At 50.6% G+C, this 14,321-nt stretch carries 4 protein-coding genes; all 4 read right to left on the bottom strand.

Features of this window, described 5'->3' with window-relative positions; all coding sequences use genetic code 11:
- Window positions 1–7: 7 nt before the first annotated feature.
- The 4 genes from J3P40_RS05685 to J3P40_RS05670 all read right to left on the bottom strand — a co-directional run bounded on the left by J3P40_RS05685 (window position 8) and on the right by J3P40_RS05670 (window position 14,248).
- Window positions 8–475: a hypothetical protein gene (locus J3P40_RS05685; RefSeq protein ID WP_256003697.1), complete on the bottom strand. Its 468-nt coding sequence runs from the start codon at window positions 473–475 to the stop codon at window positions 8–10.
- Between the two features lie 71 nt (window positions 476–546).
- Window positions 547–2,538, bottom strand: a complete 1,992-nt coding sequence (locus J3P40_RS05680) for an OmpA family protein (protein ID WP_256003694.1) — start codon at window positions 2,536–2,538, stop codon at window positions 547–549.
- A 31-nt stretch (window positions 2,539–2,569) separates the two neighbouring features.
- Window positions 2,570–3,565 carry a PorP/SprF family type IX secretion system membrane protein gene (locus J3P40_RS05675; protein ID WP_256003691.1) on the bottom strand — a complete coding sequence of 332 codons (996 nt, stop codon included), beginning with the start codon at window positions 3,563–3,565 and terminating at the stop codon, window positions 2,570–2,572.
- 48 nt (window positions 3,566–3,613) lie between these two features.
- Complete coding sequence (locus J3P40_RS05670) at window positions 3,614–14,248, bottom strand: Ig-like domain-containing protein (RefSeq protein ID WP_256003688.1); 10,635 nt, start codon at window positions 14,246–14,248, stop codon at window positions 3,614–3,616.
- Window positions 14,249–14,321 lie beyond the last annotated feature (73 nt).

The raw sequence follows: 14,321 nt of genomic DNA, 5'->3' as shown, positions 1-14,321 counted from the left end.
TGTTGTCCTAGAATGCATAGCGCAGGGAAATTCCGAACCGTGCAGCTGAAAAATCAGTACCGTGATTTAAACGGAAAGCTGGTCTCCAATCGAAAGCGAAATCAATTGGCGCGCTGGGGACTTTATAGTCAAGTCCGGCTACAGGCCTCAGTTGAACCGCAGTAACCTCATCATAGAAAAGGAAATTCGGACCAAGACCCAAATACCAGTCGAGCCCTGAAGCTCCCTTAACGCGATCGTTCCATTGCAACTCTGCACCCAGTCCTATAACGTCTCCATCATAGAACAAGAGATTTGCATCGATAGCAGTGTTGCTGCTAAAGAAGTGCTTAGCATTAAAACCAACGCCTGTTGAGCCATCTCCTGCCTCAATACGCATTCCAAGCGCGGTTTTGTAATTTTGTGCCTGTGCGGTGCTCTCGTTAAAGAAAAACATCGCTGCACATCCAATAAGGGTAATAAACAATTTTTTCATATTGATATTTGTTTGTTGAAGTGATAAGCATTCAACAAGTATTGTGCCGATTATAAGTCTGACGCCGCTGACTACTTCCTGGTCACTTTAAACTCAGTACGCCGGTTTAATGCCCGGCCTGCAGGATTGTCCTTCCCGTTCGCAAGCGTGTTGGGTGCTACGGGCCTGGTCTCGCCATAACCCTTACTCGTCATACGTGATGCAGAGATTCCCTTTGAGACCAGATAATCCACACAGGATCTGGCTCTTCGCTGCGACAAGTCCAAATTGTAAATATCTGGCCCTTTGCTGTCTGTGTGGGCGCCTAATTCTATCTCAATATTTGGGTTGTCGATCATGATACTGTATAAATGATCAAGCTTTCTTTTAGAATCCTCCGTTAGTGCAGCCTCATCAAACTCATAAAATACATCTTTAAGGACTATCGGCTTATCAACTTCAAAAGGCGTAAGGCAAAGTTCCGGACTAAACAAGGTATCTTTGTTTGCAAGCTCATCATAGGTGTAAACGAGAGCCTTCGTAAAATACCTGTCCTTTTCGGCGGTCAGTCTTAGTTTCCGGTTACTGCTTACTTTGAAGGTGTACGTACCATCATCACCTGTCGTCATCACCTGGCTTCCTGCAGAGTCTACCAACGTCACTTTTACCATACCAAGCGGTTTATTTGTATTGCAATCGAATACCGTGCCTTTTACATTGAGATACTCGCGCCGGATCTTAAAGATTTCGAGACAGCATAGCGATTCGCGGTCCGAACTGATATAACCCTCGGTTTCGTCGTGCCCTGCCGGGCTGAAATACATATCGTCTTTAGATGAATTAAAAGGGTATCCAAGATTTTCCGGAGTTGTCCAGCGACTAAAGTCGCCTGTGCTTTCGAAGAAGTCAAAACCTCCCATGCCTACCCTGCCTTTACTACTGTAGATAAGCTTCTTACTCACACTACTGTAATAGGGAGCCTGATCATCTTCACTCGTATTGATAACGTTCCCCATATTAATTGCCTGACCAATCTGGCCGTCAGGGCGAAGTGGACAATACCAAAGATCATATCCTCCAAGTCCACCAGGCCGGTCCGACGAAAAGATCAGGTATTTGCCGTCGGTGGTGACAAAAGGCTGAATAGCATTATAACCTCTAATGTTCACCTGGATACCTGCGTCGACAGGATCCGACCACTCCCCGGCTGCAGATCTCTTCTGTTTCGTGATTATTTTTTCGCCTTTTCCCGTCCAGCTCGTACAAAACATCACGTTCCCATCCGGCACAAATGCCGGCGCTGCTGACTCCCGCTGCCTTCCGCCGGTAACCTTGCTGATTCTAATGCTGGTATTTACCGGGTTATCCTTTACTTCATAAATGGCATTGAGGAAGGGCGTTTCCTTTTTTGCCACCCGGGTATTTTCTGCTCCGGTGAGAACCTCTGTTTTGCCAGAACCTCCCTGAGGCCTGGAGGACGTGAAATAAAACACACCTTGATGCATCAGGGGTGTATAGTTTGATCCCTTTTCGTTAATGTCGTTTGTTAAACGGCTAAGCCTGAACATCCGCGGGTAACGTAATTCATACAGCGCGAAACGGCAGGACGAGATTTCTGTCTTTGCGCGTTCCTTGAATTGATCGTTCTGACGATATGCGGCAATAAATGCATCAAAAGCCTTAATGGCTTGTTCGTATTTTTGGTTTGCCCTTAAGCATACCGCGTACCAGTATGGTGCCGTTGCATATTTTGGATTTTTAAAGTTTTTCGCCAGCGCATACCATCCCTCAGCATCCGTAAAATTCTTATATAGCCGCAAGGATTCCGCCAGCCTGAACACGCTGTATTCGTAGTCACCTTGATTCGAAGCGTCGTCTTTCATCCTACTTTCAAAACCATAAGGAACTACAAAGCCCGAACTATCTGCAGAGATCTGCAGGGATCTTTTGTAATATTCTGCTGCGGCAAAATATTCCTGATTGTGAAAGTAAACATCTGCCATCCGTTTATTATTCGTTGTAAACTGGGCTACGGAAGCGGCACTAAACATCAAAAACACTATTGAAGTATAAAGCAGTTTCATTGTCTGAAAATTTAAGTCTGTTTGGATAGTATTAGAGCCTCGGACAAAAAAAGTTCGGTCCTATAAACCCCTTACGGCTCGTAAATGAAACGGATAGTTCCAGCCCGCCCTGACTTCTGGTAGCCCGGCTGAGGCTAGAAGTGTTAAAGTCATAACTCAGCCCGAAAACCATATTCTTTAAGTGAAGGCCAAAGAATGCAATCGCTGCGTCATCGACCCGGTAGTTCGCACCAAACATGAGGTCTGTTTCCTGGTTTACCATAAGTTGCGCGTAACCGCCCGCGGCAATCTCCTGTGCATTGCCTTGCCGCATAAAAAGCACATTCGGAGTGAGGTCGAGCACCTCAGATATACGTGTCCGGGCACCCCCGTGTGCTGCATACCTTATCGGCATGCGCACATCATTCCCCAAAAACTTATCCACTGGCCGCGTAAGATGCGCCGCCATAGCCCCCCCAAAGACGTTTACCAGTTTACCTGGGTTTCCGTCGAAGTACATAAACCCCGCATTTACGTCCGGCACCAGTGTATTGGATGAAGTAAATGATTCATTAACCCCAAAGCCGGGATCGAAGCCTGTAACCGGATTATACTGTGATCCTAAGGTAATCTTTGACGGATCGAAGCTTTTATTCAGAATACCCGCCTGAAGCCCAAAGTTAATCATGTGCATACCCATCTGCCCGAAGTGTATCCGGTAGGCACCTGATACCAACGCACTAAGATGGTTATAACTAATATCCCCGGCATTCTGATTGAGCACCATAGCACCGAAAGACAGATTCTTAACCGGTGCCATGTCAAACGAAGCTCCACCGGTGAAGAAGCCGTTAGATAGGGAACTCCATTGCTGCTTAGCGTTCAGAGACACCCGGTATTCACCATCGGTAACACCCGTAAGGGCTGGATTCAGCCACAATGGATGCGCGTAGTATTGTGAAAAATGCGGATCGATCTGGGCTTTAGTTCCGGTTGGCGTAAAGCAGATTAAAAGAGCCGCTATTATTGTATTGATTAAATTTCTCATAACTATTCCTTTCGGTCTTTTGGTAAATGATTGTGATCGGACATCAGGTTATCTCAGCAATGTTATCGTTCCCTTTCTCGTTTGCTTACTTCCGTCGTTAAACTGGACATCGAGGTAGTATACATACACTCCATTTGGCTGCAGCACGCCCTTATATGTACCGTCCCATCCTGTTTGAATGTGCTGAGATTCGAAAAGGAACTGCCCCCACTGGTTGTACACCCGGAGTTTCATCCTCGATATGGTGTTTCCGTATACATAAAAAATATCGTTCCGTCCATCGTTGTTCGGCGTAAAAGTATTTGGCACAAATACATTATTGCCCTGCGGATTTTCAGCTCTGGCCGTAATGCTCGTCGCGTCACTTTGCTGACATGCCAGTTGACCTACCGCCCTTACCCGTATGGAAACCAACTGATCAGGGTTTAGTCCGGTCACCGTGTGACTCCTTCCTGCCGCGCCGGACGAAGGTGAAATCCAGTTTAGCCCATTGTCTATAGAAACCTCATAACCAGTTGCACCGGTCACATCGCTCCACTGGAACGTGATGCTGGTGGCGGTAGTCTGCGCAGATACAACCGGAGCTTCCAGTTTAGGAAGTACCATCACCGTAACCGGCAAGCGCGAAGTACTTGCACAACCAATTGTTGTGTTTACTGCCTCTAGATAATAAACCGTGGTTGTGGTAAGTACTGGTGTCATAAATGTAACGCCTTCGGCCAGCATGGTGCCTCCCGACTGCTGTGCATACCAACGGTATGTCAGGCTGGCATCCGGATTGTCGACCGAAAGGCTGGCATTGGTACCAGGGCATAATGGTCCGGAAGCGCCGGATACAGAGAGAGGTACATTCGGCGCAGCAGCGAAATTAACCGTCACTGCTGTACGTGATACGCTGGTACACGTTCCAACGGCCGCTTCAACATAAACAGTCGTGGTTGCGGTTATCGGGCCTGTCGTATAGGTAGCCCCTGTGCCCAGCAGGTTACCACCCGATGCAGCATCATACCAGTTATAGACCGTACCAGTTTGCGGAGCTGACACAGTAAGTACCGCAGGGCTTCCTCCACATGTATTTACTGAGGTAGAGGCCACGGAAGGCACCTGAGGTCTTGGCAATACAGTTATGGTAACGCGAACCCGGCCTGTCTCATTTCCGCAGCCTGTCGGGCTTACCGCTGCCACGTAATAATCAATGGTTCCGCTGAGCGGGCCTGTTGTAAAGCTTGTTCCAGTACTAACCAGGGAACCGCCGGTAGCGGCATCGTACCATTCGTAGGCCACGCCGCTCTGCGGATTTTGCACCGAAAGCACGGTTACGTCACCAGCACAGATGGAAGTACCAGCCGTACCTACTATCGGAACGTTAGGCGCCGGGTTTACGGTTACAACCACCTGTTTAGCTGTGCCCGGTACATTCGCACAGGCATCACTTCCACTCACTGTAACGTAAAACGTGGTAGTCGCATTCAGCAGCGGGGTTTGGAATCTCGCACCAGTACCGGCAACGTCGCTGAGCAGTGCATCGCGATACCAGGTAAAGACCGGATTAGACACAGTAGTACTCGCAGCGGTCAGCGTGGTAACGCTGCCAGCACAGATGGTCGTACTTCCGGAAGTAATGATATCATTCGCCGTCGCCGTACGTGTTACGTTCACTGTAATTACCCTGGCATTCATCATGTCGTTCGCACATGCATTACTGCCACTTACTGTAACATAATACCTTGTCGTCGTACTAAGCGCCGGTGTATTGAATATAGGACCGGTAAAAGCAAGATCTGTAAGCGACGCATCACGGTACCATCTGAATACAGGATTAGAAACCGTTGCACTGCTGGCATTCAAAGTCGCGCCGCCGCCCGCGCAGATCGCCATATCAGCTACATCTATATCCGCGGCCACTGCGTTCCTGTTCACGGTTACGGTTACGATCTTGGCATTAGCTGCGTCGTTTTCACATACCTCAGCCGAGCTCACCGTGACGTAATATTGAGTGGTATTAGCAAGTTGCGGCGTAATAAAAACAGCCCCCGTTTGTACCAGGTCTGTCAGCGCCGCATCACGATACCACCTGAATACCGGATCTGTAACCGTAGCGCTGGTCGCATTCAGCGTTACTGCTGTGCCGGAACAGGTCGTCGCATCTGCGAGGGTAATATCCGCAGCCGTAGCGTTGCGTCCTACATTCACCGTCACGATTTTCGCGTTTGCAGCATCGTTAGCGCAAACATTCGTTCCGGTTACGGTTACATAATAGCGCGTCAAACCAGTTAAGGCCGGTGTCGTAAACGAAGCGCCTTCAAAAGCCAGGTCGGTAAGCGCAGCATCATTGTACCACCTGAACACCGGCGATGTCACAGTAGTGCTCGCTGCTGTTAGGGTTACTGAACTTCCGGCGCAAACAGATGCCCCCGGGGCAAGAATGTCGGACGAAACTGCATTGCGGTTAATTGTCACCATGACCGTCCTGGCTGTGGCAGGAGTATTTTCGCAAGCATTCGAACCGCTAACGGTAACATAGTACTGCGTATTCGCGGTCAGTCCAACTGGGGAAAACACCGGACCAGTGGCCAGCAGGTCGGTCAACGCTGCATCCCTGTACCATCTGAATACAGGATCGGTTATAGTGGAAGTGCTTGCGTTCAATGTAACCTGAGCGCCAGCACAAATATTCTGATCGGCCACCGTAATGTCTGACGCTACAGCATTTGAGTTTATCCTGACGGTAATTACTGTACGGACTGGATTGCTGCATGAACTGCCATTTACTGCTTCTACATAATAAATATACGTTCCGGCAGACAATGCAGGGGATGTGGTGTAGCTGGCAGTATTGGCCGCCAGCAAGGTACCGCCAGATGCCGCATCATACCAATTGAAGCGAATTCCCGGAACAGTATTTACAGCAAGCGTGGCCGATGTTCCTGCGCATATCGTTTGTGGATTTCCACTGCTTGCGACTGGTCCCTCCGGAAGCGGAAGCAGGGTCACGTTCACCGGAGTCCGCTCGCTAGGACAACCGTTACGTGTAGCAGTTACGAAATAAGTGTACGTTCCAGGTGCAAGCAATGCATCTGTCTGATATGTAGCTCCCGTTGCAACCGGCGTGGTGGAGCTACCCAAGTACCAACTGTAAGTTACTGACCCATCTGTAACCGGGTTCTCCACCGCAAGCTGGGCCTGACTGCCTGCGCAGGCAGTCACCGTTGAGGCCTCAACAGTTGGAGGCACTACGATGCGTTGAGCATAATTGAAGTTTATGCTGTTTAAGGCGCCAAGTAAACCAGAATTAAGCCGTACTTCTACCCTATCAAATCTGTTCAACGGTGTGAACTCTACAATAGCTTCCGAATTGCCCGAAAGTAATTGAAGTGAGATTAAAGGGTTATTCAGAGCGCGGGTATCACTATTAGATACGCCGCCATTGTAGGTAGTTACCTGAATGTTCGACAACAAGCCCACTGATAACAAGGCTGCCGGAGAAGTCAGCCGGATTCGTATACGGTCGCCGACCGTTGAAGGGCCATTAAAGATTGCCCTCTGATATACGAAAGCGCCAACACCAACCGGTATCCTGAGCAATGAACCGGTATTGGCGTTATCGTCGACTGCAAATTGTGGATTGTCTACACCCGAAAGTACCGACAGAATACCGCCTACGCCGTTTTCCTCGGCTGAAGCTGACTCGCAAAATACAGCTCCAGGTCCGGACGTAGGAAGTACCGTAACAGTTACCTGAGCCGGCACCGAGGTGCAGCCTCCAGCGGTGCTAACCACCCAATACGTCGTTGTTGCGCTAAGCACAGGTGTAAGGAACGTACCGTTTTCGCCATTTGAGGACGTGGAAATGATGTTCGCCGCCGGGTCAGACGGGTCTGCATCGTACCAAACAAAGCTTGCCCCGGCGGAAGAAGAAGTTGCTGTAAGCAAAGCCCTTTCATTTTGATTAATGGTACTCGACGAAGGGATAACCTCAGGGGCATTTGGCGTACCCACTTCCACAGCAACAGTTGTGGAAGCCGAGGTCAATCCGCAGCTGTTAGAGGCAGTCACTGAATAAGACATCGGGCCGTTCACGGAACCGATCGTATATGTTGTTGCAGGTCCGGCCTGAAGCACGGTTATTCCCTGGCTGAAAGTGTAAATCATACCAGGCTGCGGGTTAGTCACCGTAAGTATGGCGCCCGCGCCCTGACATACCGTAATGGCAGTATTTGCGAGCTGAGGTTGCACAGGAGCCGGTGTAACATTCACATTCACTGTGGTTCTGCTGCTTGCGCAACCGCCCGGAGTACTGGCCGTCACAAAGTATTGCGTGCCAGTAGTCAGCGCCGGTGTCTGGAAGGTATCGCCCGAGCCCTGAAGGGTTCCGGCAGCATCGTACCAGTTATAAGTTATGCCCGGACGAGGATTAAGAACCGCAAGACTGGCTGTCTGCGTTTCGCAGCCGGAGACATCGGATGAAACAACATCAGGCGCCTTCAATGTCCGCTGCGCATAATTGACCCCTATTGTTGACAAGGCCCCGGCAATGCCAGCGTTCAAACGAATCTCTATTTGATCAAACGGTTGACCAGGCACCAGGGTTATCAATGCTTCGGTGCTTCCACTCAGCAATTCCAGACGAACCAGAGGATTGTTTAGGCCGACCGCATCGTTGTTGCTGGTTGTTCCGTTATAGGTGGTAAGCGTTACCCCAGACAACACGCCTAAAGACAATAATTTGCCAGGTGAGGTTAATTTCACTCTTAAGGTGTCGCCCGGAGCCGACAAACCTGTGAAGCCGAGGCGCTGATAAACAGAACCACTAAGAAGACCTACAGGCAAAACAAGCGTAGACGCCGTTTCCGAATTGTTGTCGATCGCTAATGCCGGATTCACGACACCAGCCAATATCGAAATCCCGTTCACGCCGTTGGTCTGGTTTACGGCAGACTCGCAGGGAACCGGGTTGGCTGCACCGCCATTATCTACTGTTACCGTAACTTGAACCCTTGCTGACGACTCGCAGCCGGTCACATTTGAAGTAGATGCTACATAGTAGGTCGTTGTGGCCGTAAGTGGTGGTGTAACATAAGTAGGCCCGCTATAAACCGGAACACTGGATCCAGGAGAGTCATACCAGTTATAGGTAACGTCTGCCTGATTTGAGGAGGCAGTCAGAACCGCGGATTGTCCGGGGCTGACTGTTGTAGACGATGCCTGAACTGCCGGCAATGCGGGACGGGCATTTACGATCACTTCTGCCATGGCTCTGCTGGTGCTTACGCAGTCTCCCTGGGCAGCTTCTACGTAATAAGTGACATTTGTGTTGAGCAACGGGGTGGTATATACAGACCCCTCGAAAACAGGTGTTCCCCCCGACGGCGCTGTATACCAACGGTAAGTTGCTGTAGCGGATGGATTTGACACGGATAGCGTTGCTGCAGACCCTGAACATACCGGTGCAGTGTTTACCAAGACAGGAACGGCTGGCGGAGTTGCTACGGATACAGTTACCGGAATCCTTTGCGGATTTGGACAGTTGCCCCTGCTTACTTCTATATAATACGTAGTTGTTGTTGTAAGAACCGGAGTTGTGAAGCTTTCCCCAGTGCCTAATGAAACGCCTCCGCTAGGTTGCGCGTACCAATTTAACGTGCTGCCCGCAGCTGGCACTGCCGACAATGTCGTAGCGCTGCCTGCACAGATCGTTTGTCCTTCTGAAGAAACAGCGGGACTTGGATAGATGACTTCTGCACCGTATATATTCAGATTACTGAGTGCAGAAGCAACTGCACCAAATCGCACTTCCACGCGATCGTACACGCCGGCTGCTGGTAAGGTTGCGCTAAAGCGGTTACCTCCTAATAATCTCAAATTCAGGAGGGATGAATTCAAAGGATAAGTTGCCACAGTTGCATTGCCACTCATCACCCTTACCGTGATGTTACCCAGCAAGGCAAGATCCGCCAATCCTACCGGTGTAGCCAGGTCTAAGCGAATACTGTCTGTTGCCACACCTGCCCCGGCAAATATCAATCGCTGATATCCGGTTGAACCGACCCCGACAGCCAGATTGATTCTCGTAAAATTATCCGGGTCTGCATCCGTTGAGTTACCCGCGCCCTGTATACTGCAAAGTACGCACACGCCATCTATTCCAGATTGCTGGGCAATAGCCACGTTACATCTTGGATCTGCTGGTACCGGTGTTACGGTTACCGTCACCGGCGTCCTGTTAGCGCTTACGCAACCTGATGTGTTGACTGCTTCCAAATAATATGTCGTTGTCGCGGTCAATGGTGGCGTTGTGTAAGTCGCGCCGGTAAAAAACGGACTGCCCCCGGTAGCACTGTTGTACCAGTTTATGGTAGTATTAGCCGCAGCAGTTGCGCTAATCGTTGCCGTCTGGCCGGCACTTATCGTCGGGCTTACAGAAGCTAAAGTCACCGGAGCCGGTACCGGGTTTACCGTTACAACTGCTTCAGACCGGCCGCTAACTGCCGCGCCCGAAACTGCCTGAATGTAATAGGTGGCGCTTGCACTAAGCGGTGAGGTGGTATACGTGGTGCCGGTATATACAGGGACGTTACCGGTTGAAGCATACCAATTATAAGTCACGCCCGATTGCGGGTTAGAGACCGAAAGTGTGGCCGCCGATCCTGCACAAATGCTTGTGCCTGCCACGACAGGGTTTCCGACTGTGACTGCCAGCACGTGGTCTGTCGACGTACTAAGTCCTCCTGCATCGGTTGCCGTTTGCGTTACATTGAACGTGCCTCCTATCAGCGGTGTTCCGGTAATTTCCCTGGTGTCGGGATTGAAATTTAATCCGGCCGGCAAACCAGTAACTGCATAAGTATAAGGCGCCGTACCGCCCGTTGCAGCAGGCAATACCTGAACCGGGTAAGGTGTGCCGACCATACCTGGAGGTAAAGTCGCCGTCGGAATACCAAGTGGGCCGCCAACAACCAATACATAAGTCTGGCTAGCCGAGCCGTTATTGGAATCAGTTACGTTAACGTTTATGTTAAAGGTACCGGATTGTGTAGGCGTGCCCGCAATCTGGCGTGTAGCAGCATCGAAAGTCAGCCCAGGCGGCAGGTTCGTTGCACTATACAGGTATGGCGCTACCCCACCTGTGGCAGCAGGAAGCGTTTCTGTCGGATAAGTTGCACCAACAACACCGTTGGCCAAAGACTTTCCGGCAAGAGCCAAAGGATTTCCAACCACAATGCTGAAGTCGGTCGTTGTTGTCTGGCCGACCGCATCTGTTACGGTCACCGGGATGCTATAGGTACCAGCCTGAGTTGGTGTACCGGTTATTTCACGGGTTTGGGGATTGAAATTTAATCCCGGTGGCAGATTAACTGCGCTGTATGTATGAGGCAGCGTGCCACCTGTAGCAGCGGGAATGATTTGAGTTGGATAAGGGACGCCAACGGTTCCCGGAGACAGTGATGCCGGAGCCAGTACAAGTGGATCAGCTATGTTTATGTTATAATCGGTGGTCGTAGCGTTGCCGTTAGCATCTGTTACGGTTACCGGAATGGTAAACGTGCCGCTCTGAGTCGGCGTACCTGTAATGTCGCGCGTTGCAGGATCGAAACTTAGTCCCGGCGGCAGGTTATCAGCCATATACACGTAGGGCCCAGTACCTCCAGATGCACTTGGAATTGTTTGGGGAGGATAAACTACGCCCACAGTACCTGGAGGTAACACAGCTACTGGCAATGTTAACGCATCGGTGACCACAAGTTCAGCAGACGCTGATGTTGAACAGCCTGCTGCATCCGTTGCCACCAGGGTAAAGTTATAACTGCCAGCCAATGTTGGTGTGCCATTTATGACACCGTTGGGCGACAGGGATAAACCTGCAGGCAAAGTGCTGCCCGCAGCAAGCGCATAGGTAACCGGCGCCGTGCCTCCCGCAGCAGGTTCAAGCTGCCTGGAATACGCAGAGCCGATGGTAGCGTTAGCAAATACGGTAGGGGTAAATACAAGCTGCGGATTTACGGCTACAGTCACTGGCACTCTGGTTGGATTAGGACAACCCCCGCGAACGGCTTGAATATAGTAGGTGGTAGTCGCCGTTAACGGTGCGGTTGTTGTGAATGACTCGCCGGTGGTGAGCAAGTCTCCCCCGGTGGGAGCCGAATACCACTCCAGTGTTGTCCCGGCGCCTGCGGTGGCCGACAATGTGGTCGTAGTGCCGAAACAAACCTGCTGCCCGGTTGCTGCTACAACGGGGTTAGGATAAATGACCTCTGCCCCGTAAATATCTATCGCTCCAAGAGCTGTAACAGTACCGCCAAGCCGTACTTCTACACGGTCGTACGCGCCCGTGGCTGGTAAGGTTGACTGGAAACGTGATCCTCCAAGTAGCCGAACGTTAATAAGTGAAGAGTTAAGCGTATATGTCCTTACAGTGGCTGCCCCGTTCATAACGGCAACCGTAATGTTGCTCAATACACCGGCATCAATTAGTCCGGTAGGTAAACCAAGATTTAACCGTATACTGTCGGTCGGCAGCCCTGCCGCTGGAAAAATTAAACGCTGGTATCCGGTTGCCGCCGCACCAACGGCCAGATTGATGCGCGTAAAGGTGTTCGGATCGTTATCGATAGCACCCGTTGGTGTAGTTATGCCACAAGCTACGCACAGTAAAGCGTTCACGCCGCTTTGCTGTGCGTTCGCTGCGTTACAGGCCAATCCATTTGCAACACCAGTTACAATAATGTCGACCGGAACGCGTGCTGAACTAACACATCCGCCCGGACCTATTGTTCCTGCATAATAGGTGGTATTATTATTTAAAGGATCTGTAACATAGGTATTCCCTGTAGCAAGGGGCGTCCCTCCGTTCGCTGCCGCATACCAGGCAACTACACTGCCTGTCGTTGGCGCAACAGCCTGCAAGGTGGCCGACTGTCCTACGCTGACAGCAACGCTGTTTGTAGACAGCTCAGCGTTCTCTGGTACAGGGTTTACGGTGATTTGCACTTCTGTCCTGGAAGCGCTTGCGCAGCTTGCGTTTACAGCTTCCAGGAAGTACGACACCCCTGCACTTAGTGGCTCGGGTGTCGTAAACGTTACGCCAGTCCCTGCTATGGTTCCACCAGTGGGCTCGGTATACCAGTTGTACGTATAGCCTGGCACCGGGTTCGTTACAGTAATTACCCCAGGATTCCCCGCGCAAACAGGAGCAGCACTTGCTGCAGGCGCCTCCGGTACGGCAGTAACGGTGACTGACGCGACGGCCACGTCAGACTCCCCATTACACCCGGTTCTCTGGGCGGAGAGATAATAGTTATATTGGCCCGGCGATAAGTTTGCCTCTGAAAAGGTTCCTGATGTAGAGCTCCCTACCAATACCCTCGCCGCTCCGTTCCCTCTGTACAAGTTGTATGTAAACCCGGATACGGGATTGCTCGCCGAGAGATTTACCTGATTGCCGCAAAAACTTACAGCGCCTGCAGTTAAGCCTTCAAAAGTAGGTGGAGCTACAGTTTGCTGCACTTCATGGACGTTTAGTCCGCCAGACAGTAAGTTGCCGCCTACCGCCAGTGTATTGTCTATACTTATACGTATCCGGTCAAACGCAGCGCCAGGCTGGAAAAACACAGGCACAACAGAGGTATTAGCCAGCAAACCCAGTAAATCAGCTGAGAGCAGGCTGCTTACCGACCTCCCGGCGCCTACAGCATTGTTTCCATGGAATGCCTGGAGCGTAACCGTATTGAGGAGATTAACATTGAGGATGCTGGCAGGCAAAGACAAGTATACCTTGGCGTAAGCGTCAGCGGGCGACAGTCCGTTAAGAAAAATTGTCTGCGAAACGACTGATGCGACGCCCACAACTCCGGCCTGAAGCTGCGATGCAGTAGCAACGTTGTTGTCGACTGCAAACTGAGGGTTCAGCACGGGCGCCGTGAGGCTTACGTTTATGCCCGAGGTTTCACCTACTGTAGCAAATAGTGCTGGCGCACAGTTCTCTGCACTCACGTTAAACGCGTTATAAACCCGCATACTTATGGACGACCCTAATGCCAGACCAAGCAGGTTGCCTCTAAACCGTAACCGGATCCGCACAGAGTTATAAGATGCTTCGGGCGTTACGGCAAAATAATTGGCTCCGGAAGCATCCCTGACTACCGTACTGCTCACTGTTGCCGACGGAAGTAAAGTGCCGTCTGCATTTGCAGTCGCGCCGGAATACACATCCAATTGTACCAGGTTGCTGCTTAAAAGGCCAGTCAGATTGCCTACCAGCTGAAGCAGATCGAGGCTAAGTCCGCCTCCAGTAGAAGGCTGATCGAATCTTATATAGGTCGTTTTGCCTGCGGGTAGAGCTGTGGGATATTTTAACTGCAACCAGGCCTCGCCTTCCCCGGTAGCCAGACCAAGAATATTACTGTAGTTGGCAGTTAAGGTTGCAAACGTCGAATTGTCGCTCGTAGCTGCGTTGCCCGCTCCGTTTACTGAACCTGCTCCCGAACCGGGATTGGTATTCGTAGTAGGTACGCCAAGCAAGCTATAATAAGCAACCAACCCGCTTGAAGGGGTAGCCGTAGCATAATTTTTGGATTGCCCATACGATTTAGATGTAACGAGCGTTAAAGCAAGATAGATGACAGAACTTACCAGGAAGTTCGCAGATCTTTTAAGATTTCTTAAAGGTGTAAACGTCAATTTCATAGGCCTGTATTAAATCTGATACAAGTTTATGCATCGATGCCATCCCTATGGTCGTTCGAGTTATTCAATTCAT

Source organism: Pedobacter deserti, assembly GCF_024436415.1.
GTDB classification, from domain to species: Bacteria; Bacteroidota; Bacteroidia; order Sphingobacteriales; family Sphingobacteriaceae; genus Pedobacter; species Pedobacter faecalis.
The sequence above is the reverse complement of the archived record's forward strand: the minus strand, read 5'-3'. Positions and strand labels throughout refer to the sequence as shown.